Source organism: Phaeobacter sp. 11ANDIMAR09 (assembly GCF_001294455.1).
In the GTDB taxonomy this organism is placed as follows: Bacteria; Pseudomonadota; Alphaproteobacteria; order Rhodobacterales; family Rhodobacteraceae; genus Pseudophaeobacter.
Genome location: NZ_LIKT01000035.1, coordinates 1 through 25,898 on the forward strand (window position 1 = coordinate 1; position 25,898 = coordinate 25,898).

Annotated in this window: 23 protein-coding genes and 1 pseudogene; 8 read left to right on the top strand and 16 right to left on the bottom strand. The window is 57.0% G+C overall.

All coding sequences use genetic code 11. From position 1 onward, the window contains the following. On the top strand, positions 1–506 hold a 506-nt coding region (gene wrbA / locus AN476_RS20110), incomplete at its 5' end, for an NAD(P)H:quinone oxidoreductase (protein ID WP_054463560.1). Positions 507–812: 306 nt separating this feature from the next. Here the strand turns inward: wrbA and AN476_RS23500 are convergent. Continuing rightward, complete coding sequence (locus AN476_RS23500; protein WP_083464426.1) at positions 813–1,394, bottom strand: recombinase family protein; 582 nt, start codon at positions 1,392–1,394, stop codon at positions 813–815. Between AN476_RS23500 and AN476_RS20120 the strand changes: the two genes are divergently transcribed. Then, the gene (locus AN476_RS20120; protein ID WP_054463561.1) at positions 1,281–2,204 is read left to right on the top strand and encodes an IS5 family transposase; all 924 of its coding nucleotides are present in this window, start codon (positions 1,281–1,283) and stop codon (positions 2,202–2,204) included. The two genes, AN476_RS23500 and AN476_RS20120, sit on opposite strands and share 114 nt — an antisense overlap. Positions 2,205–2,232: 28 nt before the next feature. On the opposite strand, the gene AN476_RS23640 is transcribed toward AN476_RS20120, so the two are convergent. Then, complete coding sequence (locus AN476_RS23640) at positions 2,233–2,544, bottom strand: helix-turn-helix domain-containing protein (protein WP_083464427.1); 312 nt, start codon at positions 2,542–2,544, stop codon at positions 2,233–2,235. Between the two features lie 126 nt (positions 2,545–2,670). Then, positions 2,671–3,291 (bottom strand): TetR/AcrR family transcriptional regulator, encoded by a 621-nt coding sequence (locus AN476_RS20125; protein ID WP_054463562.1) that lies wholly within the window; start codon positions 3,289–3,291, stop codon positions 2,671–2,673. 89 nt (positions 3,292–3,380) lie between these two features. On the opposite strand from AN476_RS20125, the gene AN476_RS20130 reads away from it, so the two are divergent. Together AN476_RS20130 and AN476_RS20135 are read left to right on the top strand one after the other, a co-directional pair. After that, positions 3,381–5,051 carry an FAD-binding dehydrogenase gene (locus AN476_RS20130; protein WP_054463563.1) on the top strand — a complete coding sequence of 557 codons (1,671 nt, stop codon included), beginning with the start codon at positions 3,381–3,383 and terminating at the stop codon, positions 5,049–5,051. 47 nt (positions 5,052–5,098) lie between these two features. Further along, positions 5,099–5,977, top strand: coding sequence for a bile acid:sodium symporter family protein (locus AN476_RS20135; protein ID WP_054463564.1), 879 nt, complete (start codon positions 5,099–5,101; stop codon positions 5,975–5,977). A gap of 93 nt (positions 5,978–6,070) precedes the next feature. Here the strand turns inward: AN476_RS20135 and AN476_RS20140 are convergent, their stop codons facing one another. From AN476_RS20140 to AN476_RS20160, 5 genes are all read right to left on the bottom strand, one after another. Further along, positions 6,071–8,491: an FAD-dependent oxidoreductase gene (locus AN476_RS20140; RefSeq protein ID WP_054463565.1), complete on the bottom strand. Its 2,421-nt coding sequence runs from the start codon at positions 8,489–8,491 to the stop codon at positions 6,071–6,073. A gap of 196 nt (positions 8,492–8,687) precedes the next feature. Beyond that, positions 8,688–8,927: a hypothetical protein gene (locus tag AN476_RS20145; protein ID WP_054463581.1), complete on the bottom strand. Its 240-nt coding sequence runs from the start codon at positions 8,925–8,927 to the stop codon at positions 8,688–8,690. 2 nt (positions 8,928–8,929) lie between these two features. Further along, positions 8,930–10,381 carry an aldehyde dehydrogenase family protein gene (locus AN476_RS20150; protein WP_054463566.1) on the bottom strand — a complete coding sequence of 484 codons (1,452 nt, stop codon included), beginning with the start codon at positions 10,379–10,381 and terminating at the stop codon, positions 8,930–8,932. Next, the gene (locus tag AN476_RS20155; protein WP_054463567.1) at positions 10,378–11,532 is read right to left on the bottom strand and encodes an aromatic ring-hydroxylating dioxygenase subunit alpha; all 1,155 of its coding nucleotides are present in this window, start codon (positions 11,530–11,532) and stop codon (positions 10,378–10,380) included. Before AN476_RS20155 ends, AN476_RS20150 begins: the two co-directional genes overlap by 4 nt. A gap of 96 nt (positions 11,533–11,628) precedes the next feature. Beyond that, a complete protein-coding gene (locus AN476_RS20160) occupies positions 11,629–12,534 on the bottom strand; it encodes a LysR substrate-binding domain-containing protein (protein ID WP_054463568.1) in 906 nt (301 codons plus the stop codon). 230 nt (positions 12,535–12,764) lie between these two features. On the opposite strand from AN476_RS20160, the gene AN476_RS20165 reads away from it, so the two are divergent. Then, positions 12,765–13,709, top strand: coding sequence for a PDR/VanB family oxidoreductase (locus tag AN476_RS20165; protein WP_054463569.1), 945 nt, complete (start codon positions 12,765–12,767; stop codon positions 13,707–13,709). Between the two features lie 97 nt (positions 13,710–13,806). On the opposite strand, the gene AN476_RS20170 is transcribed toward AN476_RS20165, so the two are convergent. Both AN476_RS20170 and AN476_RS20175 read right to left on the bottom strand, forming a co-directional pair. Continuing rightward, positions 13,807–15,453: a sulfatase-like hydrolase/transferase gene (locus AN476_RS20170; RefSeq protein WP_054463570.1), complete on the bottom strand. Its 1,647-nt coding sequence runs from the start codon at positions 15,451–15,453 to the stop codon at positions 13,807–13,809. Continuing rightward, positions 15,450–15,959, bottom strand: coding sequence for a MarR family winged helix-turn-helix transcriptional regulator (locus AN476_RS20175; RefSeq protein ID WP_054463571.1), 510 nt, complete (start codon positions 15,957–15,959; stop codon positions 15,450–15,452). Before AN476_RS20175 ends, AN476_RS20170 begins: the two co-directional genes overlap by 4 nt. A gap of 138 nt (positions 15,960–16,097) precedes the next feature. On the opposite strand from AN476_RS20175, the gene AN476_RS20180 reads away from it, so the two are divergent. Both AN476_RS20180 and AN476_RS20185 read left to right on the top strand, forming a co-directional pair. After that, entirely contained in the window at positions 16,098–17,153 is a 1,056-nt protein-coding gene (locus tag AN476_RS20180; protein WP_054463572.1) for a TAXI family TRAP transporter solute-binding subunit, read from the top strand. A 184-nt stretch (positions 17,154–17,337) separates the two neighbouring features. Continuing rightward, positions 17,338–19,569, top strand: a complete 2,232-nt coding sequence (locus AN476_RS20185; RefSeq protein WP_253279949.1) for a TRAP transporter fused permease subunit — start codon at positions 17,338–17,340, stop codon at positions 19,567–19,569. 172 nt (positions 19,570–19,741) lie between these two features. Here the strand turns inward: AN476_RS20185 and AN476_RS20190 are convergent, their stop codons facing one another. Genes AN476_RS20190 through AN476_RS20210 form a run of 5 tightly spaced genes read right to left on the bottom strand, consistent with a single transcriptional unit; the run spans position 19,742 to position 25,002 of the window. Further along, entirely contained in the window at positions 19,742–20,587 is an 846-nt protein-coding gene (locus AN476_RS20190) for a GTP-binding protein (protein ID WP_083464428.1), read from the bottom strand. A 3-nt stretch (positions 20,588–20,590) separates the two neighbouring features. Beyond that, positions 20,591–22,240, bottom strand: coding sequence for an amidohydrolase (locus AN476_RS20195; RefSeq protein ID WP_054463575.1), 1,650 nt, complete (start codon positions 22,238–22,240; stop codon positions 20,591–20,593). A 10-nt stretch (positions 22,241–22,250) separates the two neighbouring features. Then, entirely contained in the window at positions 22,251–23,510 is a 1,260-nt protein-coding gene (locus AN476_RS20200) for a TRAP transporter large permease (RefSeq protein ID WP_054463576.1), read from the bottom strand. After that, the gene (locus AN476_RS20205) at positions 23,507–24,016 is read right to left on the bottom strand and encodes a TRAP transporter small permease (RefSeq protein WP_054463577.1); all 510 of its coding nucleotides are present in this window, start codon (positions 24,014–24,016) and stop codon (positions 23,507–23,509) included. The genes AN476_RS20200 and AN476_RS20205 overlap by 4 nt, the downstream gene beginning before the upstream one ends. After that, positions 24,013–25,002 carry a TRAP transporter substrate-binding protein gene (locus AN476_RS20210; RefSeq protein ID WP_054463578.1) on the bottom strand — a complete coding sequence of 330 codons (990 nt, stop codon included), beginning with the start codon at positions 25,000–25,002 and terminating at the stop codon, positions 24,013–24,015. The genes AN476_RS20205 and AN476_RS20210 overlap by 4 nt, the downstream gene beginning before the upstream one ends. A 126-nt stretch (positions 25,003–25,128) precedes the next feature. Between AN476_RS20210 and AN476_RS20215 the strand changes: the two genes are divergently transcribed. Further along, positions 25,129–25,755 (top strand): TetR/AcrR family transcriptional regulator, encoded by a 627-nt coding sequence (locus AN476_RS20215; RefSeq protein WP_054463579.1) that lies wholly within the window; start codon positions 25,129–25,131, stop codon positions 25,753–25,755. 47 nt (positions 25,756–25,802) lie between these two features. Here the strand turns inward: AN476_RS20215 and AN476_RS22970 are convergent. Beyond that, positions 25,803–25,898: pseudogene (locus AN476_RS22970) on the bottom strand (IS5/IS1182 family transposase); the annotation flags it as partial.

The following is a 25,898-nucleotide window of genomic DNA, read 5'->3' on the forward strand; positions in this document are numbered from 1 at the left end:
AAAAGGTCACTACAAAGCGTGTCCCCGAGACTATGTCTGATCAACAAATCTCTGATGCTGGAATGAAAATTGATCAAATAGGAGAAGTTGCGACCGTTGATGAGTTGCCTAGTTACGATGCCATTATTCTTGGCACGCCAACCCGTTTTGGCAATATGGCATCGCAAATGCGCAATTTTTTTGACCAAACTGGTGGCCTATGGGCTGAAGGAAAACTGATCGGCAAAGTTGGTTCCGTTTTTACGTCAACAGGCACGGGCGGCGGCTCTGAGACAACAATTACTTCATCTTGGACTACCCTCGTGCACCATGGGATGATTATTGTGGGTTTACCTTACTCATCTTCGGAGCTAATCGACATCTCTGAAGTGCGGGGTGGTTCGCCCTATGGTGCAGCTACCATTGCTGGACCTGATGGGTCGCGTTTGCCAAGCGCAGTTGAATTGAAGCTTGCGAAGGACCAAGGACGCCACGTTGCGAAAATTGCCTCCAAATTGGCGAATTGAAATGGGGGCCGTCGACAAATATCTTTATGCTAAGAGCGTTGCTACGAGGCTCTAACACCCTTCGTAGCTGCAATCTGTATTGTCGTAACTTATAGGGTTATGTCGCAAACTTTCGGCAGATGGGCGTGTCGGTCGGCCTGTGTTATCTGCCCACCTCTAATTACGCAGGTGGGTATCAGCACGTGACGTTTGATTTCAAAGGCAGCCACTATCCCCGATCGGTTATCTTGTACGTCCGCGACTCCGTCTCCTAGGGTTCTGTTCCGGCTGGGGGCAGAATGACACCGTAAGGCCACCTGGCTCGGGTTACGCTGTTTCTTTGATCAATCTGTAAGCTGTTGATCTTGCGATGCCGAGCTGTTTAGCGGCTTGTCCGACGGTCATTCCGGCTTGGACGAGGTTTTGCAATGCCAAGACGGTTTCGGCTTCGAGGGGCGGTCGCCCTGGTTTTCTTCCTTGTGCTCTGGCGGCTTCGATGCCGTCTTTGGTGCGCTCTGAGATGAGGCGACGTTCAAAGTGGGCGATGGCTCCGAAGACATGGAAGATCAGCTCACCGGCCGCGGATGTTGTGTCGATCCGCTCTTCGAGGCTGAACAGTCCGATATCTTGCTCTTTCAGGTTTTCGACAGTTGCAAGGAGCTCTTTGAGCGAGCGCCCAAGCCGATCCAGCCGGATGATAGCCAAGCTGTCTCCCGGACGGGCGTGGTCGGCGTTGTTACACAACCCTGGTTTCGGGCGATTCACATCGTGAATCCATAAGGTTAGAATGGCTGCATGACGAATCCCGTACCCGCCCGCTACCGCACGAGGAACTGGTCCAGCTACAATGCCGCCCTGAAGAGGCGGGGCTCTCTGCTGATCTGGCTGGACAAGGGGATGATCTGGCATGCGCCGCGTGAGGACCGGCCAGGTCGGCCTGCAGTCTTCTCCGATGCCGCTATCCAGTTCTGTCTGACGATCAAGGTTCTGTTCAAGCTTCCCCTGCGGCAAACAGCCGGCATGGTGGCCAGCTTGCTACAGATGGCGAACCTTGACTTGTCCGTGCCCGACTATTCGACCCTTTGCCGCAGGCAGAAGACTTTGGCTGTCCAAATCCCCTATCGCCGTTCGGGTGGGCCGCTCAACCTGCTGGTGGACAGCACCGGCATCAAGTTCCTGGGCGATGGGGAGTGGCAGGCCCGCAAGCACGGCGTCCAGGGTCGCCGCCAGTGGCGCAAGGTGCATCTGGCCATGGAAACAGCGACATCCGACATAAGAGCCGTGGAATTTACTCCCAGCTGCGACGGCGACAGTCCAATCCTGCCGGAGCTGCTCGGCCAGATCCCCGAGGACAAGCGGATCGACACCGTGACCGCCGACGGAGCCTATGACACCCGGAGATGCCACACCGCGATCATCGAGCGTAATGCCCAGGCCATCATACCCATCCGCAAGAATGGGCGTCTCTGGAAGGAGGACTGCCCGGCGGCGCGGGCAAGAAACGAGACCCTGCGCGCCACTCGCCACTTTGGCCGGGCATTCTGGAAAAGATGGACCGGCTACCACGCCCGCAGTCGGATTGAGGCGAAGATGCGCTGCCTCAAATCCCTTGGTGACCGCATCAGCGCAAGAGATCCAAACCGCCGAATCCACATCCGCATCGCACTAATGAACCGCTTCTCGGCCCTCGGCACGGCCGAGGTCGTTCGCGTCGACTGACGCCAACGGGGAAAGGGGAACTCACGTCTCAGGCGTCAGTTCTACAACAACGCCCAACAACACCAAAATATCCGACAACATCGGGCAGCTCTGAGTCCTCGTAATGGTTCCTGCGCAACTCTCGAAAGATGGTTGACCGATTTCGTCCAAGGCGCTCTGCGATCACATCAACGCTGATTTTCGCCGCGCGCCATTTCTCGATCTTGCGTCTTTCTTGCAGGCTGAGCTGCTTGTAAGGTTCATCGTGCTTCTTCCTTTCGAGTGGCAACGGTTTGATAACACTCAAAAGTCGCAAGTCAGAATAGCGCGCACCTCCAGCAAGATAGGCGATTTGTCGCAACGCAGTTTCGAATGTGCCCCGGCTACAGCGAAAAGTCCGGTAAGGTTTATTATGTAATTAATCAGAACGTCATTTCTGATTCCTCATTTCCACAGTCAGAGGCTTTGAACAGCATTGGAACATTCCCTATGTCAGCAATGTAGCGAGAATCTGTGGCACGAACTCGGCAAGCAGTGATGTCTCGTCCTGCAAGCTCGGGTCAAGGCCAAGCTGGGTCAGCTCGCCCTCATGGAGGGCGATGATAACGCGGCACAGGCGATCCAGCTTCTTTGGATGCTCCGAAATCTCCGGGCGCAATGTGACAAGTATCTTGGACAGCTGGGCCTTGCTGTCGGCACGCGATTGCAACAGGCGTTGACGGGCGGCATCGCTGCGCAGGGCGTGAATGATGAACTCTTTGTTGAGAATATCCCAATGCAATTCGTCCTGATCCGGCTGTCGCAGCTCCTCAGCGATGAGCTGCATGGGATTCTCTGCCGCCTGCGCCAGTTCAGCGATTTTGCGAATGCGTCCATAAAGCCGGGCTGTCCGGTTGTCATAAAGCGCAAAGAACAGCGCGTCCTTGTCTTTGAAATTCGAATAGAAAGCCCCGCGCGAAAACCCCGCTTCGGCGCAGACCAAATCAATCGAGGCACCGGAAAACCCCTTTTTGGCAAAGGCCCTGGCCGCCCCTTCGATCAGTTTGGCGCGCACCTGTTCGCGTTTTGGACGGGGTGTGCGCTCTGGGGGGGTGACGCTGGGTTTCAATTGATTAATCCACTGCTTTAGTGCCCACTCGATACACCAGTGTATCGAGTGCAGAAGTGTAGGGGAAGTCTGCGCAGAGGGAGGAATACATGGCAAATCACGCGGATACCATCGTGGTTGGTGGCGGGCTGGCTGGTCTTGTGGCGGCAACCGAGGCGGCTGAGGCCGGTCTCAAGGTCATTATTGTTGATCAGGAGAGCGAGGCAAATCTTGGCGGGCAGGCCTTTTGGTCGCTGGGTGGGTTGTTCATGGTGGACACGCCCGAGCAGCGCAGGCTTGGGGTGAAAGACAGCTTTGATCTGGCCTGGGCGGATTGGAAGGGCGCCGCTGGTTTTGACCGGGAGGAAGACCACTGGCCGCAAAAATGGGCGCGGGCCTATGTGGAATTTGCTGCCACAGAGAAACGCGACTGGCTGCGCAGCATGGGGCATCGGCTGTTCCCGATTGTTGGCTGGGCGGAACGCGGCGGAATTGACGCCTCTTCACATGGCAATTCGGTGCCGCGGTTTCATATCACCTGGGGCACCGGACCGGGCATTGTCGAGGTCTTTGAAAAACGGACCCGCGCCATGCAAGCGGAAGGCAAGATCACCCTGAAATTCCGCCATCAGGTGGATGATTTGATCATCGAAGGCGGTGCCTGCGTTGGTGTTAAAGGCTCGCTTCTGGCTGTAGACGAAGCTGACCGAGGCAAGCCCACCAGTCGCGATGTCACGGGCGATTTTGAACTGCGGGCTCCGGCGGTGATTGTCTGCTCGGGTGGAATTGGCGGCAATCTAGATCTGGTGCGGAAAAGCTGGCCCAAGCGTCTGGGAAATCCACCGAAGTTCATGATCAAGGGCGTGCCCGCCCATGTGGATGGCCGCATGATTGGCATTTCTGAAGCGGCCGGCGCCAACACTATCAACAAGGACCGCATGTGGCACTACGTCGAGGGTGTGCGAAACTGGGACCCGATCTGGCCAGACCACGCGATCCGCATCCTTCCCGGCCCTTCCTCCCTGTGGTTTGATGCTACGGGCAAACGGATGAAAGCCCCCAATTACCCCGGCTATGACAGTCTCGGCTCCCTGCATGCCATTATGGAAACGGGCTATGACTACACCTGGTTCATTCTCACCCAGAGCATCATCAAAAAGGAATTTGCCCTCTCAGGATCAGAACAGAACCCCGATCTGACTGGCAAAGACTGGAAGATGGTAGCAGGGCGGGCCTTTGGCTCAAAAGCCACCGGCCCGGTTGAAGCCTTCAAGGAGCATGGTGACGATTTTGCGGTGGCCGACACGCTGCCGGAGCTGGTGGCCAAGATGAATCGCATTGCGGGCAATGACCGGTTGGATGTGGAGACCATCAGGTCACAGATCGAAGACCGTGATCGCCAGATCGACAATAAATTCAGCAAGGATCAGCAGATCATGGGGCTGCGGACCTTCCGCAACTACCTAGGCGACAAGCTGATCCGTACCGCCAAACCTCATAAGATCCTTGATCCAAAGCACGGGCCGCTCATTGCTGTGAAACTGAACATCCTGACCCGAAAGACATTGGGCGGCATCGAGACGGATCTGGGTGGGCGTTGTTTCCGCATGGCCGAGGGGCGCGGAGCAGAGGTGATGCCGGGGCTGTATGCGGCGGGTGAGGTCTCGGGCTTTGGCGGCGGTGGCTATCACGGCTATCGCGCGCTCGAAGGCACCTTTTTGGGCGGATGTCTGTTCTCGGGCCGGCAGGCGGGACGCACTGCGGCGGCTGATGTAGGGTAACATAGCGGCAATGCAGAGGAGGCATTGCAACAGGGGAGAAAACGCGCATGAACATATTGGAAATCCTACCGGATATTCTGTTAATCGCTCTGGCCTTGGTCATGCTGGGCCTCGGGTTAGAGCTCACATTGGGTGATTTTGCCCGTGTGCTGAATTACAAAGGCGCAGTGGCCTTGGCGCTGGGGCTGCAGGTGATCTTGCTGCCCATCGCCGGGGTTGCCATTGCCTGGGGACTGGGGTTGCCGGCCGCCTTTGCGGTGGGTCTGTTGATCCTGGCGGCCTCTCCAGGCGGCGTGACGGCCAACCTGTTCAGTCACCTCTACGGGGGTAAGGTGGCGATGAATATCTCGCTGACTGCAATCAACACAGTTTTGGCGATTGTCACCCTGCCGCTCATTTCCAACATCGCCATTGGCCTCTTTGCCCCAGAAGGTTCCGACGGCGCAGTGGTGCCTCTGCAGTTTGGCAAAGTGGCGCAGGTGGTGGCTGTGGTTCTGGTGCCCGTCACCATCGGCATGGTGATCCGTCGCCTGGCACCGAGCCTCGCAGAGCGGGCACAAAAACCGTTTAAGATCCTCTCTGCTCTGGTGCTGGCCAGCTTTGCGCTGATCGCCATCATTTCCGAACGAGAAGCCCTGATGAACAGTTTTGCTGTGCTGGGGCCTTCGGTGATCCTGTTTAATTTGGTCTCGCTTTTGTCCGGGTATTTTGTCTCCCAATGGGCCGGTCTTGACGAAGGCGCATCTCGCGCGATCAGCTTTGAAATCGGCATTCACAACTCTACTCTGGCGCTCTATATCGCCTTGTCGGTCTTGGAAAATTTTCAAATCGCCTTGCCTGCAGCGCTGTATTCCGTCTCGATGTATATCACGGCAATGCTGTTTGGCATGTGGTTGAACCGGCGCTCAAAAACCCGCGTGTCCTAATATTGCTGAGACAGGGGGCTTCATCTATTGCCCCCTGTCCTTGACCTGGCCCCCCTGCCCCATCACGCCGCCTGCCTGATCAGGCGCTTTCAATCATTCGCGCAGGATACCTCCGTCTGCATCAAAGGGCGGCGCAGGCAGGATCTTCGCCGGGTGTGGCTGACCCAAAACCATGATCTCCACCTCATCCCCTGGTCCGGCGTCTTTTACAAAGCCAAGGGCCAGCGACATGCCAACCGTGTAGCCATAGGCCCCCGAGGTCACGCGGCCAATCCCTTTGCCATCTTTGAAAATCGGTTCCCCTCCGGTGGCATCGGCGTTCGAGGCCGTCACAACGGCCTCGTCCAGCTGCAGCAACACCAGCTGTTCGCGTGCAGGTTTTGCCATCACCTCCAAAGCGGCCTGTTTGTTGAGGAAATCCTTCTGTGTCTTGCACAACCGATCCAGGCCTACCTCCTGCGGGTAATACTCGGGCGAATACTCCCGCGACCAGGATCCATAGCCCTTTTCAACCCGCAAAGACATCAGCGCCCGGGAACCAACCGGCCCGGCACCCAGCTCTTTGCCCGCCTCCAACAAGGCCGCATAGAGCTGTGCCTGATCCTCGGTTTTGCAATGCAATTCCCAGCCCAGATCACCGGTGAAAGAGACCCGAAGCGCCAAAACCTCAACTCCACCAAGCTCAATCATCGCCGAGCGCATAAAGGGAAAATCCGTAGTCGCAAGCGAGGTATTGGTCATGTGCTGCAACATCTCGCGCGATTTGGGGCCCGCCACGTTGAAGCCGCACATAGCCTCGGTCTGGCTTTCCCAAGTGGTGCCTGCTGGCAATGGCACCTGTTTGAAGAACCGCTTGTGATAGCGTTCCGCCAGGCCCGAGCCTATGACCCAGAACTCATCCTCGGCCACGCGGGTCACGGTAAAGTCGCCCGCAATGCCGCCGCGTTTGGAAATCAACGGTGTCAGGCAAGAGCGTCCCACAGTTTTGGGCATAGTATTGGCAAAAACCGCATTCAGCCAATCCGCGGCATCAGGGCCTTTGCAGCGGTATTTGGCAAAGTTCGAAATGTCGATAATGCCAGCCCGGTCGCGCAGCATTTTGCATTCCTCGCCCACCGGCCCCCACCAGTTTTGACGGGTAAAGCCATTGGTATCGGTGGTTCCAGGCTTATCGGCGTACCAAAGCGGGTGTTCCCAACCGGCGTTCAAGCCAAAGACTGCACCCATGTCGCGCTGCATCTCATAAATGGGTCGGACCCGCGCCGGTCGACCGGCGCTGCGCTCTTCGTTAGGGAAGTGGATGGCAAAACGATGGGCATATTGATCTTGCACCCGCGCCTTGGTGAACTCTTTGGTGGCCCACCCGTCAAAACGCGCCATGTCCCAGGCAAACATATCGTATTGCGTCTCGCCTTCGATGATCCATTGCGCCGCCATCAGCCCCATCCCGCCGGATTGCGAAAAGCCTGGGATAATGCCGTTACAACAGAAATAACCGTCCATTTCAGGCACCGGCCCCATCAGCACATTGGCGTCAGGCGACCAGATCATCGGCCCGTTGATCACCCGCTTGATACCGGCCTCGCCAACGGCTGGAACGCGTTCAATGGCGTTCATCATGTTTTCTTCGATCCGCTCCAGATCATCAGGGAACAGGTCATGGGCAAAATCCAATGGCGTGCCTTCTTCCGCCCAGAACTTCATGTTCTTCTCATAGGCGCCAACCAAGAGGCCCTGCCCCTCTTGCCGTAGGTAGTACTCCCCATCACGATCTGAAACAGAGGGCAAACGGCGATCGGCACCTTCTACATCAGCCATGGTTTCGGTGACAAAATACTGATGCTCGGTTGGCTGCAGCGGCAACTCGATTCCGGCCAACCTTGCCACTTCGCGGCCCCATAGCCCGGCGGCATTCACCACCCAAGGTGTTTGGATATCCCCTTTGGGTGTGCGGACAACCCAGGTGCCGTCATCCTGCTGATCTGTCGCAATCACTGGGGTAAAGCGGTGGATTTTCGCCCCCCGTTGACGCGCTCCCACCGCATAGGCATTTGTCACGCCTGAGGGATCAACATTGCCGCCATCAGGTTCATACATGACACAGCGAATGCCGTCATAGTTGACCATCGGGTTCAGGCGTTGCGCCTCTTCGATGCTGATCTCGTAGAAATTCATATCATAGAGCTTGGCCTTGGCCGCCTGCAGCCGCAGCTGATGCTCCCGCTCTTCTGTCTGCGCCAGATACAGGGATCCTGGTTGGAACACGCCGCAGCTTTGTCCGGTCTCGGCTTCCAGCTCATTGTAGAGCGTCATCGTGTAATGCTGAATGCGCGAGATATTGGTACTGTCATGCAGCCCATGAATATTGGCCGCGGCATGCCAGGTCGAGCCCGAGGTCAGCTCATCGCGTTCCAGCAGGACCACATCGGACCAGCCAAGTTTTGTCAGATGATACAGGATCGAACAGCCAATCACCCCTCCGCCGATGACAACGGCCTGTGCTTCTGTACGCATGTCTTGGTCCCTCTTAGGTCTTTGATCCATCTTTGGAAAAACAAAAGATCATTGTTTTCCGTATGTTTTAAGCGAACCAGAAGCCCAATTCGGGCCACTGGTCATTGTTTCATCAGATCCCGTTACAGAATTTCATCTGAGGCCGCCGCTACAGGCCCGGTCTGTTTTATTCGCGCCGGAAACTGTCGCAATCAGGTCAAAACTCAAGCAATTTGGCCCGGCCTTGATCGGCCAGACGTTTGTTCAGGTCACGCGCCTCCGGGGCTCCGGCTTCCAGCGCAAAGACAAAGGCATGGGTGAGGTAGAAACAGGCGGCATCCACATCCTGCCGCTGCTCAGAGCGGTCCCCAGCCATGGTATAGAGCCGGATCAACTCGCTTGCATCGTTTGCGGCATGGGCCGCCAAGAGAGCGGTGTCGAGGTCCTCTTGTTCCATCATTACCCCTTTAGTGAGATCGCGATGTTCTTGGTACGAACGTAATTATACAGGGCTTCCAGACCCTTTTCGCGACCAAAACCGGATTTCCCGACACCACCAAATGGGGTGGAGATACCGCCCGCGAACCATTCATTCACAAAGACCTGCCCTGCCCGCAGCTTTCGGGCGGAGCGATGGGCGCGGGCCAGATCACGCGTGAAGACCCCTGCGACCAGACCAAATTCAGTGCCATTGGCCATCGCGATCGCCTCAGCCTCTGTGTCAAAGGGGGTTATGCAGGTGACAGGGCCAAAGATCTCCTCCTGTGCAACCCGGCTGGCGGGATCGACATCCGCCAGAATTGTCGGCGCCATAAAATAGCCCCGGCGATCCAATCGCGTGCCACCGGCTGCGACGCGTGCGCCGGTTTGTCGTGCCATCGAAGTGATCTCTTCAATCCGCGACAATTGCTGCTCCGAAATGACAGGCGTGTGGTCCGGGTTTTTCAAGCCGTGATCGATGCTCAGCCCATTGGAGAGTTCGGCGGCGCGTTCAACCACTTGATCATAAATTGAGCGATGCACCAAAACCCGTGCCATGGCCGAGCAGACCTGACCAGCATTGTAGAAAATGCCGCTTTGCAAACTGGCGATAAACCCATCCAAGTTGGCATCTTCAAAAACAATTGCCGCCGATTTCCCTCCCAGTTCCATCAGCGATGGAGTCACGGTATCTGCGGCAGCGCGCAGAATTGTCTGACCAGTCGGCACAGAGCCGGTAAAGACGATCTGGTCGATCTCTGAACTGGCAACCAGGCGCGCGCCAAGATCCGACCCGATGCCATTCAGGATCGACACAGCGCCATTGGGGACTTCTGCACGTTCCAGGGCGAGACCCAACATCGCCAGGCCAATGGGATCAAGTTCTGGCGATTTGATGATCGTCGCATTGCCCGCAGCCATCGAAGGCGCAAGCGAGCGCGCCGCGATGGAAACCGGGAAGTTCCACGGAACAATCTGCGCCGAAACCCCAAAAGGTTCATAGACCGTGTAGTCTGCATAATCCGGGCCCAGCGGGATCGATTTTCCTTCGATCTTATCCGCAACACCGCCATAATACTCAAAATACTGCGCCGCTTCTTCGAACTCGTCCTGAGCCGCCTCAAGCGTCTTGCCGCTCTCCCGGCACAGCAGTTCGACCCCTTCCTCCGCGAGATTGCGAATTTCAACCGCGACCCGGGCCATCAACCGCCCACGAGCAGCAGGCTGCATGTCGGCAAGATCGCCACGGTCAAATGAGGCCCGCGCGGCACCCAGCGCTTTGCTCAGCGTCTCTTCACCCGCTTGGGCACAGTCGGCGAGATGTTCCTCAGAACCGGGATCTTCAACGGCAATTGTCGCGCCCTCGTCGCCTTCGACCCAGGTGCCGGCCAGAAAATTTCTGGCCAGCCCGTCTTTTATAAAACCGCTCATGCTGTGCGGCCCTTTGCGACCTGCGAGGCGACCCAGTGGTGAAAGTTATGTGTTGGCCCATCCATCGCAGGGGAGAAACGCCCACCGTCAAACAACTCACCGTGGCGCCCCTTTTGCATACCTTCCACAACAAAGACATCCTCTTCGAACACCGTTTTCCAAAGCTGCGCATTTGAGGCGCGCAGCCCATCATATTCCGGCGTCTCTTTCTCGCTTTTGGCGTAGTAGAGCTCGATATGCTCTACCGTGTTGCTGCAATCCACCGGCTCCAGCACGATGGCAAAGCTGTGATCACGCTGCACGCCCAAGAGAACATTGGGATAGACGGCGACATACTCCGCGCCTTCGTCCCATTGCGTGCTCAGTCCAGAAAAGTCAGGGAATTTTGCACCGTCCTGGTCCTCCAACTGCCGATAAACCAGTGTTCCTTGCCCAGAATACTGATCGCGCTCCTCAATATTGTAGTGATCTTCAAGACGTGAGTAGCTGTTCAGGCCTGGGTGAACCCAGGGCAGGTGGTAGCTTTCACAGTAGTTCTCGACCGCGAGTTTCCAGTTGGTCTTTACCGACAATTTAAACGAAGAGGCTTCACCGCCATGATGCTGTGGCTGTTCGAATTCTTTCCAACGCTCCATAAGCGCTGCATTTGCGGTTTCAAACTCTTCAGCCGTGCCGTCTACGTTTACAAAAACCACATCACGCCAGATATATGAGCGGATACGGAACAAGCCGAGCTCGTCCATTTTGACATCATCATGCCTGTTCTGGCCCGGGCCACCAACATGAGGTGTCGTGCGCAATGCGCCGTTCAGACCATAGCACCAGCTGTGATAGGGGCAGCGGATCGCGCCGCGAATTTTTTGGGGTTTGTCCACCAGGATCATGCCACGATGCCGACAGGTATTTTGGAACACACCCACGCTTCCATCGCGGTCGCGCACCAACAAAAGCGGCATGCCCAGAAACTCGACGGGCTTGGCATCGCCGGCCTCAGGAATATCCTTGCCAAAACCGACACCGGCCCAGTTGGCAAAAAGAACAGAGCGCCGCTCTTCTGCAAAAATGGCCGGATCAATATAGTGTTCGTTGGGCAGACCATTGGCGGTGTTCACCTCGGTCAATACGGATGACAGTGGGCTATGAGTGTTCATGCGTCTCCCCTTCAAATGCGTTTGCGCTTGCATCACATCTGGCGGAGAGATCCAGGGCCCTCAATATCGGAAAAGTTCACTCATGGTTTAATTTACCTAAACCGAACCGCCGGGCACTTCGCTTAGCAACCAAGACTTGAGGATTTCTGCGCTGCTTGAAGATGTGTCGCTGGAGTATTCAACAAGGTGGAATTCATGCGGGGCTGGTAGCCTGTGTTGTCCGATCACCGCCAATTTCCCGGTTTTCAGCATTGGGTCAACAAGCCTGCGCCAGCCAAGCGCCAGCCCTGCCCCTTTGCGGGCGAGCTGCAAAGCCACCGAATAGCTGGTGACCCGTGACCCGACAGAAAGCTCTCCGTCAAAACCGAGTTGTTGGAACCACTCCGACCAGGTCGTCCAATTGCGGGCATCACTGTCCAAGTGAATGAGCCGCTCCTGCGCAAGATCCACAAGAGAAATATTGGCATAGGCCTGTGCCAGATCCGGGGTGCCCACGGCAACAAGCTCATCGCGGTAAAGCGGACGATGGTGCAATGGCGAGTTGCGATCTCGGCCATAGCGAATGACAAAATCAACGTCAGCGCGCGCGTTAAAAGGGAAATCCTGCGTGATTTGATTGATATTTACATCTGGGTATTCCCGCCAAAACCGAATGATGGCAGGCGAAAGCCACAGGGCGGCTACCGCGGTTGTTGACCCTACGGTGATCTTTTCCGCGGCTCCGTTTTCGCGAATGATCTCGAGCCGTTTTGAGATGCGCCCAAAAGACGACGCCAGGGTTTCAAACAGGGCATGCCCATTTGCGGTCAGTTCAACGCCTCGGTGGCGCCGCTCAAATAATGCCGAGCCAAGCTCGCCTTCCAGGGCCTTGATCTGGTGGCTCACCGCCCCTGGCGTCACCGACAATTCCTGCGCGGCCGTCTTGAAGCTCAGATGCCTTGCGGCGGCCTCAAAGGCGGACAGGGTCGTCAATGGAGGTAGATTGTAGTGGCGTCTGGACATGGGGCCTCCCAGAGGTTGGCATCGACAGGTGAGTGTACCTAACCTCTATATGAATATTATTGCCATTGAACTCCAACAATCTTGGAGAGATTTTTCCAACAAACCATGGGACCAGAATTGGGACCGAGAAGCCGAAGGAGTAAAATCCCTCCGGTCAGGTGCAACAGCTCCTGAGCGGTTCGGCGCTTTGGGCCTGCGATTGAGCTATGGGCAAGCAAAGAGGAGTTAAAATGGACACGCAGACTGCACGGCTGATCAAAAAGACGCAACTGAGCCCTGACACCATGGATTTTTGCTTTGAATTACTTCAGGGCCGTTTTTCCGGCCTGGAACCCGGGGCACATGTGGATGTGCGGCTGAGTGACGATCTGGTGCGGCAGTACTCTATCTGGAGCTGGACCCAGGATGGGCGCCAGATCAATATTGCAGTCAAATGTGAGGCAGAGGGTCGTGGCGGATCACTGGTCATGCATCAGCTGGAAGAAGGCGCGTCGGTAGACATTGGCAGTCCGCGCAACCACTTCCAGCTGGAAAGCAATGATCGCTATGTCACCTTGGTGGCCGGTGGCATTGGCGCCACGCCGCTTGTCGCCATGGCGCGGCAACTGCTGAACACCGGACAGCGCTTTCAGGTTTATTATCTGGTTCGATCTAAAGAATACGCCGCGATGGATGCCAAGTTCCGCGCCCTTGGACTGGATGAATGGTATCACCTGCACTGCGATGACACCGATGGTCAGATAGACCTGAGTTCAGCAATGCAGGCAATTCCCGCGGGCAGCGATCTATATGTTTGTGGGCCAGAGCCTATGTTGAACGCAGTCCTCGAAGCCGGTAGCGCTATGCGCGGTGGCACAATTCATTTCGAACGTTTTGCTGCTGCATCCGAGGTGGATCAGGCTCCGACACGCGGGTTCGACATCGAGTTGAACTCTTCCGGCCAAGTGTTCCACGTTTCAAATGAAGATACTATTCTCAACGTGTTGCGCGCCAATGACATCGCAATCGATTTTGGCTGCTCCGAGGGGCTGTGTGGGTCCTGCATTGTTGATGTCGTTGAAGGCGAAGTGGATCATCGCGACGGCATCCTGACTCCAGAAGAACAAGCGCTCAACAGCTATATGTGCACCTGTGTGTCACGCGCAGCGGGGAGCAAACTGATTTTGGACCTCTAGAGTCTGGGTCTTGTATGATATTTTCTTAGCTGGAAAGGCGCAAAGCGGGTTTGAACTGACATCTGGTGTCTTCACAAAAGCTTAGGGAATGCTAGCCTCAGGGCCGCCCCGCCGGCACCAGACTGCTAAAGGGTTTTCCGGTGGCCTCCTCGTATTCCTGCTCATCCCAGAACCCGATCAGAATTCCACCCTCGGCGGCAATTTTCTGGCTGGCAAGGACAGCTGGCGTGGCCGTGATGCGGGTGTGATGGCGCCGCGACCAAGCCAGCAATGCTGCTTCCATACGGGCGCGCACGGCGATGTGTTCTGCCGCATCCGAAGCGCCAAGGTCGGTGAGCTCTTGCGGATCCGTTTCCAGATCAAACAACACCGGGCGGAAGGTTTCGCAGCGGATGAACTTCCAGCGGCCATCAAAGATCATCACCGTATGGGCATGCTCCTGCGCTATGCCTAGCTCGCGGGCCATTTCGGACCAGTGATAGTCATGTTCGGACATGGCATAGCGTCGGCAAAACCCATCCGTTCCGTTCAGGATCGGGGTTAGGTCGCGCCCCTCGATGATATGCGGTTTTGCCTCGCACCCAAGCGCATTCATGAAGGTCGGCGCCAGGTCAATCATCTCGACTAGCTCTTCACTAACCGTGCCACGCGAGGCATCCGCATCTGGACGGGGATCTGCAATGATCAGCGGCACCTTGGCGGCGACATCGTGGTAGAAATCCTTGTCCCCCATCCAGTGATCGCCCATGTAATCACCATGATCTGAGGTGAAGGCGATGATGGTATTATCGCTCAGCCCCGCCTCATCCATCCAGGCAAAGAGCCGCCCCAGATTGTCATCCAACTGCTTGATCAGCCCCATATAGGCGGGGATCACATGTTCACGCACATGATCGCGGGCAAAGCTGCGACAGACGCGAGCATTGAGATAGGCCCCCAGCAGCGGATGATCGGTGTCGCGCTCATCCTCGGAGCGGATGGGATCAACCACATGTTCGGGCCCATACATGTCATGGTAGGGAGCCGGAACAATATAGGGCCAATGCGGTTTGATATAGGACAGATGACACATCCAGGGTCGCCCATCGGCAGAAGCCTCAGTCATAAAATCAATGGCACGATCAGTCATATAGGCGGTCTCGGAATGCTCTTCCGGCACATCGGCGGGCAGGCGCGAGTTTTTCAGCAACCAGGCGGACAGTCGTTCGCCATTTTCATCGAGACCGGAATTGGCAAAGTCACCCCAGGGGTTTTCCGACTTGTAGCCGTTCTTCACTAGGTAATCGTCATAGGCAGACCAGTTCTGCCGCGCGCTGTCGGGATGCAGCCCATCGTCGCGTTCGAAGGGTTCAAAGCCGCATTCCGAGCGGCTGACCCCGATTGTGCTGTTGGGATCAATGCCCAGCCAGGCCATGCCCTCCAGATCTGCGCGCATATGGGTTTTGCCAACCAAAACCGCCCGCGCCCCGGCTTCACGCAAATGGTCGCCCAGGGTCGGCTCACCCACCCGCAGCGGCATGCCGTTCCAGGTTGAGCCATGGCTGCGCACATACCGCCCCGTATAGGCCGACATCCGCGAGGGGCCACAGACTGGCGACTGGATATAGGCCTTGTTGAACTGCACCCCGCGTTTGGCCAACGCATCAATATGCGGCGTATGCAGATGCGGGTGGCCATAGCAGCTCAGGTAATCAAAGCGCAGCTGATCAGCCATAATCCACAGGACATTGGGGCGTTTGCTCATGGTGTTTTCTCCTCCGCCAGCAGATCTTCTACGGGCTGGCGAAGAAACTCTTCGAGCCGATCAAAAAAACCTGCAAACTGCTCTAACTCTTCTGCAGAAAAGGCCCGCCGAAGCCCTTCCCGCCGTTTTTTCATAATCGGGGCGGTCTTGTCATAGGCCGCGCGGCCAGCCTCGGTCAAAGCGACATTCATTTGGCGGCCATCCGCTTCATCCCGCTCCATGGTGACAAAACCTTTGCGCCGCATCCCCGGCAGGGCGCGACTCAGCTGCGAATGATCCACCCGCTGGATTGAGGCCATCTCGCGGATCGACAAAGGTCCCGCCTCACTGAGATCCCAAAGCACCCGCCATTCCACCACCGAAAGCCCGCCAGCACGTTGCAGGAATTTTGCCGCCTGACTGCGCGAGGCCGCATAGGCCGCGGGCATACGGGCAAAGATATTCACCTCTTCCCGCGCCCGCCGCGCTTTGATCCGCTCCGCCTTAGAAATGGCTGATTTTGACATGCTCTCCTCCGAGATTCCATAAAGCCTCAAAATTTTATACGTGACAAGTCATATTAATTTTGCCACCGTAAAGGCACAACCGAAGGTATTCGGGCGGTGCATTCGTGGAGGGATGTGCCAGAAACAGGGAGGAAACGCATGTTCAAATCTACATTTTTGGGCGCAGCGCTGGCATTGGCTCCATTCGCCGTATCAGCACAGCAAACACTCACGGCAGAAACAACTAGCGTCGGTTCAACACCGCATTACATCGACACGACCTTTGCCGCTGCTTTGGAAAGTGCCGGTGTGGCAACCCTACAAATCACCGAAGGTGCAACGCTGACAAATTCGGTCAAAGCCGTTGCCGAAGGACGGTTGGACATTGCTCCGGCGCCCCTGATCCTCCCCTTTTTGTTGTCGCGCGGCATCGGCCCCTACAGCGGCGTCGGCGCGGAAGCAGGTAAAGAGCTGGCAGCAAACATCCGGGTGATTTTCTTTCACGCGGGATCGCATCAGATCTTTGCCTATTACAACAGCAATCCGATTGAAGACATTACCAAGTTGGACGGCAAACGCATCTGGAATGGCCCTCCACGCGGTGCGGCGCTAACCTCGGGACGTGCCACTGTGCAACTGCTTTCGGGTCTCAAAGAGGGCGAAGGTTATGAAGGCGTGCAGACGCCTTGGCCCGACGCCATTCCCACGATTACCGGTGGAAGCGTTGACGCCTGGACGGCGCCAGATGGTCTGCCCTCGGGTCGCCAAGTTCGGGTCGCGGCAGCAGGCGCAACGACGATCCACGATATTCCCTCAGCCTTGTACAACAGTGAGCTGGGCAAACAGATTACCGCCGCCCCGGGTCATGCGCCGTTCTCGATGCCTGTCGAAGAGTATCGCGCGGCCTATGCAGGCAATGACATCACTATTGTCACCGATGACGATACTTTTGACAGCTACTCAACCGCCTTTGGTGAGATTGTACCCGCTGGCATGGATGAGCAGCTGGTTTTTGATATCGTTACGGCCTTCCTCGGGTCGCAAGAGCGGTTTGAAAAGGGCGCCCCAATTGGTCCAAACCTGAACCTGACCTTTGGGGATATCGATGGCAAAAGCCAGGGCGCCTGCGGCGCCGTTCAGGTCAAAATGCATCCTGGCGCCATTCGGGCATATGAGGCGGCAGGCTTCTCTGTGGCTGACTGCCTGCGTCCCTAAATACTTGCGGCCCAGCTGTTGGCGGTGGGCCGCAAAACTTTGACCTCTTTCCCCCTATTGCAGACCTGGCTCCGGTCAAGTCTGCCAGAGATGGCGCGTTCTCATGACTGACTCGACACTCCAGACCAGGCCTTTGGGCCAAAGAATTGCATTTGTCTTGTCGCTAGCCCTCGTGCTTGTTGGCATGCTAAATACGATGCCGGAAATCGCTGGGCTGCAGGATTGGGCCCGCGAGATAACTGGACAGCCCTTCTTCCGGGTCTCCGGATTTGCGCCAGAATATCTGTACCCCCCGGTTTTTCTGGTCATGATGGTGATCGTTGCTCTCAATGCCAGTGTTTACCGCCAATGGAAGCATCGCGGGCCGCTTCTGGCCTCGCTCGGGCTTTTGCTGGATCTCGGTCTGGTCTTGGGTGCGTTTCTTGGTGCGCTTGGCTATCTGGTCGAGATCGATAGCGTCTGCCTGTTTGATCAGATCACTGGCGAACGCGCCCGCCTAATAGAAGAGGCTGCAGAACGCTCGGCTGGAGTCATTCCGGGCATCTCATTTGAGGCAGAAGTCCCTGAATGCCAAACCCGTTTTGGGGTTTGGATCCTGCCCCTTTTGATGACCATCATTGGCTTGTTCTTTCTGTACAATGTTCGCGTCTGGGGCGCTCCACTGGTCATCGTGGCCAGCATCGTTGTGGCCTATACAATTGGGACAGCTCTGATCTGGGTTTTTGATCTGTCCCAGAACAGTTTCCTGGTGACCAAACTGGGGGCCGATGGCGGAGACGCTATGGCCGCAGCCGTCCAAAAAGCCACCAATGTCTTTATCTCCTCAGATGGGATCATGGGGCGCTTCATGGATATCGTCGTCAACCAGGTCTTTCCCTATGTGATCCTGGGGGCACTTTTTGGCACCTCTGCAGGCGGCACCTCACTAATCAAACTGGCGGTCAAACTGACCCGCCGTTTGCGCGGCGGGCCAGCCCATGCCGCTATTGTGTCTTCCGCCATGTTTGGCACCATCACCGGGGGGCCCGTGACCAATGTCTTATCCACTGGCCGGCTGACGATCCCGATGATGATCCGCAATGGCTTCAACCCGCGCTTTGCGGGCGGGGTTGAGGCCGCTGCCTCTTCGGGGGGGCAAATCATGCCGCCAGTGATGGGGGTCGCCGCCTTTGTGCTCGTCGCCTTGACGGCTGTTCCCTACACCAAGGTCGTCATTGCAGCCTTTTTGCCGGCCATGGCGTTTTTCTTTTCAATCTTTCTGACTGTGATGTTTCAGGCCCGCCGTGACGGTGTCAAAGCGATGGAAGAAATCCCCAAAGACCTGATCATGGAGCCGCAGGACCGGCTCAATGTTGTGATGATCTTTGCGCCGATCTTGGTCATTTTGTTTTTGCTGCTTGGAAACAAGGATGCCGTCGCAAGCGGACCACTCAGCTGGATCCTTTGGGATGGGGCGCTCAAAACCATCATCAATGCCACCGGCGATGCCGTATCGGCGGGCTGGTGGGCGGTTATTGCCCTGTTGCCCCTGCTGCTTCTGGATCCAGAAACCCGCGCCAACCCAAGACGGATCCTGCAATCCCTGGCCGAGGGCGGCATACTGTTGTCCCGGCTGTTCCTGTTGCTGTTTGCCGTGTCCATCATCTCGTCCTTTTTGAATGAAAGCGGGCTGACCGGCGAATTGACCCGCGCTGTCACGGCTTGGTTGGAACATGCAAAAGTCCTAAATCTCTTTGGCGTCGAGATCCCAATTGTCGGCGGGGTCTATCTGATGCTCGCCCTGATCTGCGCAATGTTTTGCGCCATCCTTCTGGGCATGGGCATGCCCACAGTGCCGGCCTATGTAAACGTGGCTCTGCTTCTTGGGCCGTTGCTCAGCAATCTTGGTGTCAGCTTTTTCACCGCGCATATGTTCGTGTTCTACTTTGCCGTCGCCTCGGCGATCACTCCGCCCGTTGCCATCGCGGCCTTTGCCGCTGCATCTATTGCCAACACAGAACCGATGCGTACCGGTTTCTCTGCTGTGCGTGTTGGGATTGTCATGTTCGCAATCCCCTTCATTTTTGCCTGGTACCCAGAGCTATTGTTGATCGAGGAAGCTGTGACGATCACCAATGACGCGGGTCAATCCGTGCTGATCGACGGCTATACAGGGCAAACCGATTGGGGTTGGATGGCCTTTCTTGGGGCACGTCTCATAGTAGCGCTGTACCTTTTGGCATCCGCTTTGGCAGGCCACGACCGTGTTCAGTTGAAGGGATGGGAGGTGGGAGCGCGCCTGCTGATTGTCGTTTTCGTTCTTTGGAAAACTGCCCTGGTCATGTGGATTGGGATCGCCGCCGCCGTCGCCATTCTTTGCCTCCACAGAATTTTGGCAAATCAAAGGTTCAGAGCTCCCCTAGAGGGTTCGAAATAGATTGCCGCAGGCCCGATCTGCCACTGGAAAACAGGCGAAGTTTCTTATCAAACTCTGGCCAGTCCTACCCAGGCGCCCAAGAGATCCGACTGCCATAATTTTGCGCGGGCGGGTCTCGCCTTGGCTTGATACCTGGGCAACTCTCGGACCTATGAGCGCACTGGCAAAGCCGCTACGGGGCCTGTGCGGCCTCATGCTCTTTTGGTGCGATCACAACGATCTGTCCCAGGGATTCAAATTGGCGATCTGGCAGAGGGCGTATCGACAGTTCGCCCTGCACGTAGTCGATCCGAGCCATAACCGCTAGACCACCAGCCTCTTGCATCGGAAACACGCCTTTTGCTCTGTGCAGGTCGGGCGATTTTTCCAAAAGCCAGGTATGAAATGCCTTCTCCGCCATAGCCGGGGGCTGATGGATAGATTGCACAAACTGCACCTCCATATCCGCCGCCCGGGTTTCGGCTTGCAGCTGTACCAAGTCAGCCGCCAGGATGAACTCATAAAGGGATGCAAAATGCGCCAGCCCCTCAAACCGGGTGGGCAAAGCTTCCCTGCTCCGGTTCAAGCTAATAGCATGCGCCTGAGTGATTTGCTGCTCAAACAACCGTCCTACGAATTTGTCGCGCGCCAGCTGCGACGCGCGGGCTCCGTTCACGACCGTAAGGCACCGCGCCGGTGCGCCCCCGGGCACGCCTCGCAACAGGCGCGCCATACGCGCGGGCTGCGCCACACCGCTGGCCTCGATCACCAACAGATCGGGTTGCGCGGCCATGGCCGCATTGGCCGCGCCCAATAGATCGTCTCCGATGCTGCAACAGGCGCATCCATTGGTCAGCGCGATGGTGTCGGCTCCGGTCTCTGCGATCAGTTCGGCATCGATATTGACCTGCCCAAAATCATTGACCAGCACCGTCGCACGCAGCCCCTGCGGGTCGGTCAAAAACGCGCGGATCAGCGTGGTTTTACCCGCCCCCAGATATCCCGAAACGATGACAATGGGGATCATTGGCTTTGCCATGGTCTAAGCCTCGACCAAATGGGGCGCGCCTTCAAACACTGTTGCGTGGATGCGGATATCACGCAGGGTTTCCGGCGCCACCTCGTAGGGGTCGTCATCCAGAACCGTGAAATCAGCGGATTTGCCGGCGCGAATAGATCCAATCCGTGCTTCCTGCCCCAGCACATAGGCGGCATCAATGGTGATAGCCCGCATTGCCTGATCGACGCTGATCCGCTCGTTCTCTCCCAGCACCGCACCGGATTCCGCGATCCGGTTCACTGCCACCCAGACAGAGTTCAGCGGTCGGGCCGGCGCCAGGGTGAAATCGGAATGCAGGGCAAAGGGCACGCCCTCGCGCGCCAGGGAGCCCAGACGCGCCATCTGACTGGCACGCTCATGACCGATAGAATGGCGCCAATAGGCCTCGCCCAGCTCGTGCAGATAATAGACATTGGCAGAGACAAGCGCCCCCAGTGCCTTGATCCGGCGGACCTGTTCCTCGGTAGAGACGCCAAAATGCTCGATGGTAAAGCGGTGGTCAAAACGCGGGCGCTCAAACTGCAGCTTCTCCAGCACATCCAACGCCAGCTCCACACCCAAATCACCGGTGCAATGCACATGGATGCGATAGCCCTCATTCCAGTAGGCGCGTGCTGCGGCTTCAAACTGTTCCGGTGCCGTCAGCCATTCACCGTGATGGCCATCAATAAACCCGGGCTCTTGCACCTGCATCAGCTCAGAGAAGAAGGCGCCATCGGTGAACAGTTTGACATGTTTGTCAAAAAACAAGCGATGGCTGCCCCGATCGCAAAGCTTCTCGATCTGCGCCACGGCCTCAGCCGGGTCGCCGGTCAGCTCGGCCTCGGGGATGCCACGAGGGATCATCATCACCCGCAAGGGCGCCTTGGCCTCCTCAATCGCATAGCTGTAGGACTGCCATTCGACCTCAAAATCAAAGATCCCCCAGGCCATATCGCCTACAGTGGTATGCCCCCCCGCATGCAAGATCTGCTTGAGATGCTCCAGCCCCTTGCCGAACCATCCGGGCGAAAACAAATGCGGCCGCAATCCGTTCATCGCCAGCGCCGCACCGGTTTCAAAGAACACGCCGTGATCCGCATCAACCTGCGGATGGTTTGCCAGCATCTCGCGGTCCAGCCCCATTAGGTCGATGGCGGCATCATTCATGATCAACTCGTGGAAGGAGCGATGCCAGATAATCACTGGGAAGTCCGGTGTAATGGCATTGATCTCTTCCCGCCCGACAAGGCCGTGCCAGGTGCGGTGATAGCCATAGCTGACAAAAAGCTTCTGCGCGGGATCCCGATCGTTTACAGCCTGGGACAACGCGGCCAGATACTCCTCGCGCCCGCGCGTAGCAGGCACTTTGCGACTGCCCAGATCCCATTCAAAGGCGGTGATAAAGTTGCAGGGCAGAATGGTCGCCCCGAGCGAGGGGTGCAGATGCGGGTCGATAAAGCCCGGAAACAGGATCTTATCGGCAAATTGGTCATCGATCCTGACCTCGGCGCCCTTGAGCCAGGGCTGCATATCCTCAAGGCGACCCGCCTCGAGAATGATCCCGTCACGCACAGCCACGGCCTCGGCGATGGGATTAGAAGGGCTCATCGTGTGGATGCGACGGGCGGTATATACGGTGATTTCGGACATATCTATCCTATCAAAGCAAGGCCAGCGACAGGGCCGGCACAAAGGAAACAATCAGCAGCCCGACAATCATCAGAGCGATGAACGGGAGCACCCCGCGGGTGATCAGGCTGAATTTTTCACGGAAGGCCGTCATGGCGACGATCAGGTTGATGCCAACTGGGGGGGTCAGCAAACCGATCTCTAGGTTGACGGTCATGATGATCCCCAGATGCACCGGGTCAATGCCATAGACCCGGCCAAGGGCCAGCAGCACGGGGGCGAGGATCAAAATGGCCGAGACCATATCCATGACGCAGCCGACAATCAGCAAGAGCACATTGACCGCCAAGAGGAAGGTCACCTTGGAGGTGATGAAGCCACCAATCCATTCGGCCAGGACCGCAGGGGCCTGATGGGCCGTCAAAAGCAAATTTACCGAGAGCGCAATCGCAAGCACCGGGAAGATCGTGCCCATCATGATGGCGGTTTCAATCGCCACCTCCCGTAGATCGCCCAGCCGCAGCTCTTTGTGAATAAACAGCTCGACCAGCACCGCATAGGCCAAGGCCACGGCAGCAGATTCTGTGGGCGAGAAATAGCCCGAATAGATGCCCCCCAGCAAGATCACTGGCATCAGCATCGACCAGATGCCGGACCTCAGCGCGCCCATCAGCTGAATCAGCGAAAAGCTTTGGCGTGGTAGGTGGCGGTTTACGATCAGCGAATAGCCCGCCAGAAGCCCCATCAGCAGCAGCCCCGGCAGGATGCCGGCGGTGAACAGGTCGATGATCGAGGTCTCAGTTGCGATGCCATACAGGATCATCGGGATCGAGGGTGGGATGATAACGCCCAGCGTGCCGCCAGATGCCAAAGCGCCGAGCGAAAATTTCTTGTCATAGCCCTGCGCCAGCAGCGCAGGATAGGCAATGGAACCCACCGCAATCAGCGTCACCGCAGAGGAGCCGGAAATGGCCGCAAAAACTGCGCAGGTCATCACCGTGGCAATGGCCATGCCGCCAGGCAAAGGCGCTGTGAGCGCGGTCATGATTTCGATCAGACGCGCCGCAATAGCGCCGCGCCCCATCACGGCGCCACAAATCAAAAACAGCGGGATCGACAGCAGGACCTCTTTGTCCAACGCGATCCACATGTCCTCAACCACATAGAGCAGCTCGGCATCGCCCCAGACCAGATGGATATAGCCACCAATCACTAAGAGGACGACAACCAGGTTCACCCGCAACGCCAAGAGGGCGATGCTTAGGCCAAAAAGCAGTAATGCATAGGTCATTCCGCGCTGACCTCCTCGGGGCGTAGGGAAGGGTAAAGCGCAAACAGTGCATAGCGCAGCGCCGTAGCGACAAAGGCATAAGGCACCACAAGGTGCAGATACCAAAGCGGAATGTCGATGACGCGGGCCATGTCCCCAAACTCATGCGCGTCCAGCACAAAGCGGATGCCAATCCAGGCAAAAACAAGCAAAACCGCAGCCATGAGAAGATCCCCCAGACGCGTCGCTGCGGATGCAAGAGTAGATGGGATCAGACCATCGGCAAAGCGGGGGCGCAGATGGCGCCCCTTGGCCGCCGCCAAGCCAAGGCCCAAAAATCCAGTTACGATCATGATATAGACAGACATGCGTTGCGCCCCGTAGATTGAGGTGCCCCAGATTTCGCGCAGGGCGACGTCGAGCACCAGGAGCCCAGCAACCACGGCATAGCCGGTCACGGCTACGGCGGCTTCCAGCGTGAAAACCGCCGCCAAAAGCCGCTCAGACCAGCGCGGGACCATTGTCATTCGCCGCAGGTCGCTTTGGCTTCCAACACCTGAGGCCAGAGCGCTTCGGAGTCGCCCCCCAGACCGGCAACAAAGGCGGGCCAGTTTGGCTCGACCTTGGCTTTCCAAGCCGCGCGCTGCTCATCGCTTAGTGTATGAACGGGACCACCGGCATCGCGGTATTGCCCAAGCAGAGCAGCACCCATCTTGCGGATACTATCACGCCCCGCTTGCGCCGGCGGCATACCATCGCGCAGGATCTGCTGCTGCTCGGGGCTCAGCCCCTTCATCGTGCGGTCGCTGATCACAATTCCACCCGCCTGGTGCAAATGGTAGGTCAGCATGAAATGCGGCGCCACCTTGCCCAGGCCAAAGGCCACATAGGAAACCTCGGCGGATTCACCTGCCTTGACCAACCCCGTTTGCAGGGCGGCGGGGGTTTCGGCATAGGGCAGCTCGGTTCCGTTTGCGCCAACCGAAGACCAGAGCATGCGCGACATGTCATGTGGCGCGATACGGGCCTTGTAGCCTTCGGCATTGGTCACATCCGACAGGTCGTCCTGGGCATAGACATGCACCCAGCCGGTCTCGCCCCATTGCAAGAGTTCGATCCCCTTGTCCGCGACGAGTTCCTTGTAGGTGTCGCCCAATCCGCCGTCATAAACACAGTCAATGGTTTGTGTTTTTTCAAACAGATAGGGCGTCGACATCAAAGAGAGCTCAGGCACAAACGCGCCAAGCACCCCGCCAGAAAGCGACGCCGCATCAATCCGCCCGCGCTGCACCTGTTTGAAGGTGTCGAACTCGTTGCCCAGCTGACCCGAAGGGAAGATCACAATGTCGATCTCACCATTGCTCGCCGCCTCGACATTCTTTTCCCAAGCCTCGAGATGGGCAACCCAAGGGGTGCCCGCTGGGGCAATCGAGGCCACTTTGATCTCAACCTGCGCCGCCGCACTGGTCGCAAGACATCCAAGCGCAAGCGCGCCCATCATCGCAAACTTCATCTCTCTCTCCCTGTGTTCGTCCGGTTGGATTTTGGCTCCACCGATTATTAGAACTTTTATTCTAATATTGATCTCGGCCCAGTTTCCTGATTTTGTCAAACGAAATTTGCAAAGGGGCAAAGCGACGTGGCGCAACAAACTTCGAACAAAAGCTATCGCCCCGCCAAACAAAGCCGCGGTCGACGCACAGAAGAGAAATTTCTGAAAACAGCAGAAGAAGCCTTTAGAAACAATGGCTTTGCCAAGGCGAGAGTGGCGGACATCATCAAGCTATCGGGGTGTTCGACCGGTTCGTTCTACCACCGGTTTTCGGATAAACGGGATCTGTTTGACGTGATGCTCTTGCAGATGAGCGAAGCGACCAAATCAGAGCTGCTGGATCAGGATCTTTCGCGAACGACACATGGGTCGGTTCAAAACCTCCTGGCGCACTATGCCGAGGAAGCCTTTGCCAAAGTCAATGACAGGCGTGGCTTTTACCGGGCGGCCTACGAGATTTCAGCGCAGGACCCCACGGTATGGGACCGGCTCAAAGATCTGAGTATTTTGATCGGGGGCAAATTCGCCAAGGTGGCAGAGGACTATGCCGATGAGATCCCTGCCAGCAACAAAACCGAGGCCCTGCAGCACGCGGTTCAGATCATCATCACCATGGCTATCCATACCTCCTTGGGATCGGGCCCCCTACTCCCCGAAGACAGGACAGAGCTGCGCAAAGTTGTCATCAAAGCTGCCTTGGGTGTCCTTGTTTAACAATATCTCGGGATAATCTGCGCAACACCGGGCCCTAGGCTCAGGACTCAGAGCCAATAAATGACTAGGGCTGCGAGGGCTATGGTGGACAGGAAAACCTTGGGACAGCGGTCATATCGGGTTGCGACGCGCCGCCCGTTTTT

What these genes read in the sequence shown, in the direction of transcription:
- AN476_RS20120 (WP_054463561.1), top strand. Translation starts at nt 1,281, where the DNA reads ATGACGAATCCCGTACCCGCCCGCTACCGCACGAGGAACTGGTCCAGC.
- AN476_RS20185 (WP_253279949.1), top strand. Translation starts at nt 17,338, where the DNA reads ATGCTAAATACGATGCCGGAAATCGCTGGGCTGCAGGATTGGGCCCGC.
- AN476_RS20155 (WP_054463567.1), bottom strand. Translation starts at nt 11,532, where the DNA reads ATGAACACTCATAGCCCACTGTCATCCGTATTGACCGAGGTGAACACC.
- AN476_RS20190 (WP_083464428.1), bottom strand. Translation starts at nt 20,587, where the DNA reads ATGGCAAAGCCAATGATCCCCATTGTCATCGTTTCGGGATATCTGGGG.
- AN476_RS20175 (WP_054463571.1), bottom strand. Translation starts at nt 15,959, where the DNA reads ATGTCAAAATCAGCCATTTCTAAGGCGGAGCGGATCAAAGCGCGGCGG.
- AN476_RS20130 (WP_054463563.1), top strand. Translation starts at nt 3,381, where the DNA reads ATGGCAAATCACGCGGATACCATCGTGGTTGGTGGCGGGCTGGCTGGT.
- AN476_RS20210 (WP_054463578.1), bottom strand. Translation starts at nt 25,002, where the DNA reads ATGAAGTTTGCGATGATGGGCGCGCTTGCGCTTGGATGTCTTGCGACC.
- AN476_RS20150 (WP_054463566.1), bottom strand. Translation starts at nt 10,381, where the DNA reads ATGAGCGGTTTTATAAAAGACGGGCTGGCCAGAAATTTTCTGGCCGGC.
- AN476_RS20165 (WP_054463569.1), top strand. Translation starts at nt 12,765, where the DNA reads ATGGACACGCAGACTGCACGGCTGATCAAAAAGACGCAACTGAGCCCT.
- AN476_RS20160 (WP_054463568.1), bottom strand. Translation starts at nt 12,534, where the DNA reads ATGTCCAGACGCCACTACAATCTACCTCCATTGACGACCCTGTCCGCC.
- AN476_RS20180 (WP_054463572.1), top strand. Translation starts at nt 16,098, where the DNA reads ATGTTCAAATCTACATTTTTGGGCGCAGCGCTGGCATTGGCTCCATTC.
- AN476_RS20145 (WP_054463581.1), bottom strand. Translation starts at nt 8,927, where the DNA reads ATGGAACAAGAGGACCTCGACACCGCTCTCTTGGCGGCCCATGCCGCA.
- AN476_RS20135 (WP_054463564.1), top strand. Translation starts at nt 5,099, where the DNA reads ATGAACATATTGGAAATCCTACCGGATATTCTGTTAATCGCTCTGGCC.
- AN476_RS20140 (WP_054463565.1), bottom strand. Translation starts at nt 8,491, where the DNA reads ATGCGTACAGAAGCACAGGCCGTTGTCATCGGCGGAGGGGTGATTGGC.
- AN476_RS20200 (WP_054463576.1), bottom strand. Translation starts at nt 23,510, where the DNA reads ATGACCTATGCATTACTGCTTTTTGGCCTAAGCATCGCCCTCTTGGCG.
- AN476_RS20170 (WP_054463570.1), bottom strand. Translation starts at nt 15,453, where the DNA reads ATGAGCAAACGCCCCAATGTCCTGTGGATTATGGCTGATCAGCTGCGC.
- AN476_RS20205 (WP_054463577.1), bottom strand. Translation starts at nt 24,016, where the DNA reads ATGACAATGGTCCCGCGCTGGTCTGAGCGGCTTTTGGCGGCGGTTTTC.
- AN476_RS20195 (WP_054463575.1), bottom strand. Translation starts at nt 22,240, where the DNA reads ATGTCCGAAATCACCGTATATACCGCCCGTCGCATCCACACGATGAGC.
- AN476_RS23500 (WP_083464426.1), bottom strand. Translation starts at nt 1,394, where the DNA reads ATGCCAGATCATCCCCTTGTCCAGCCAGATCAGCAGAGAGCCCCGCCT.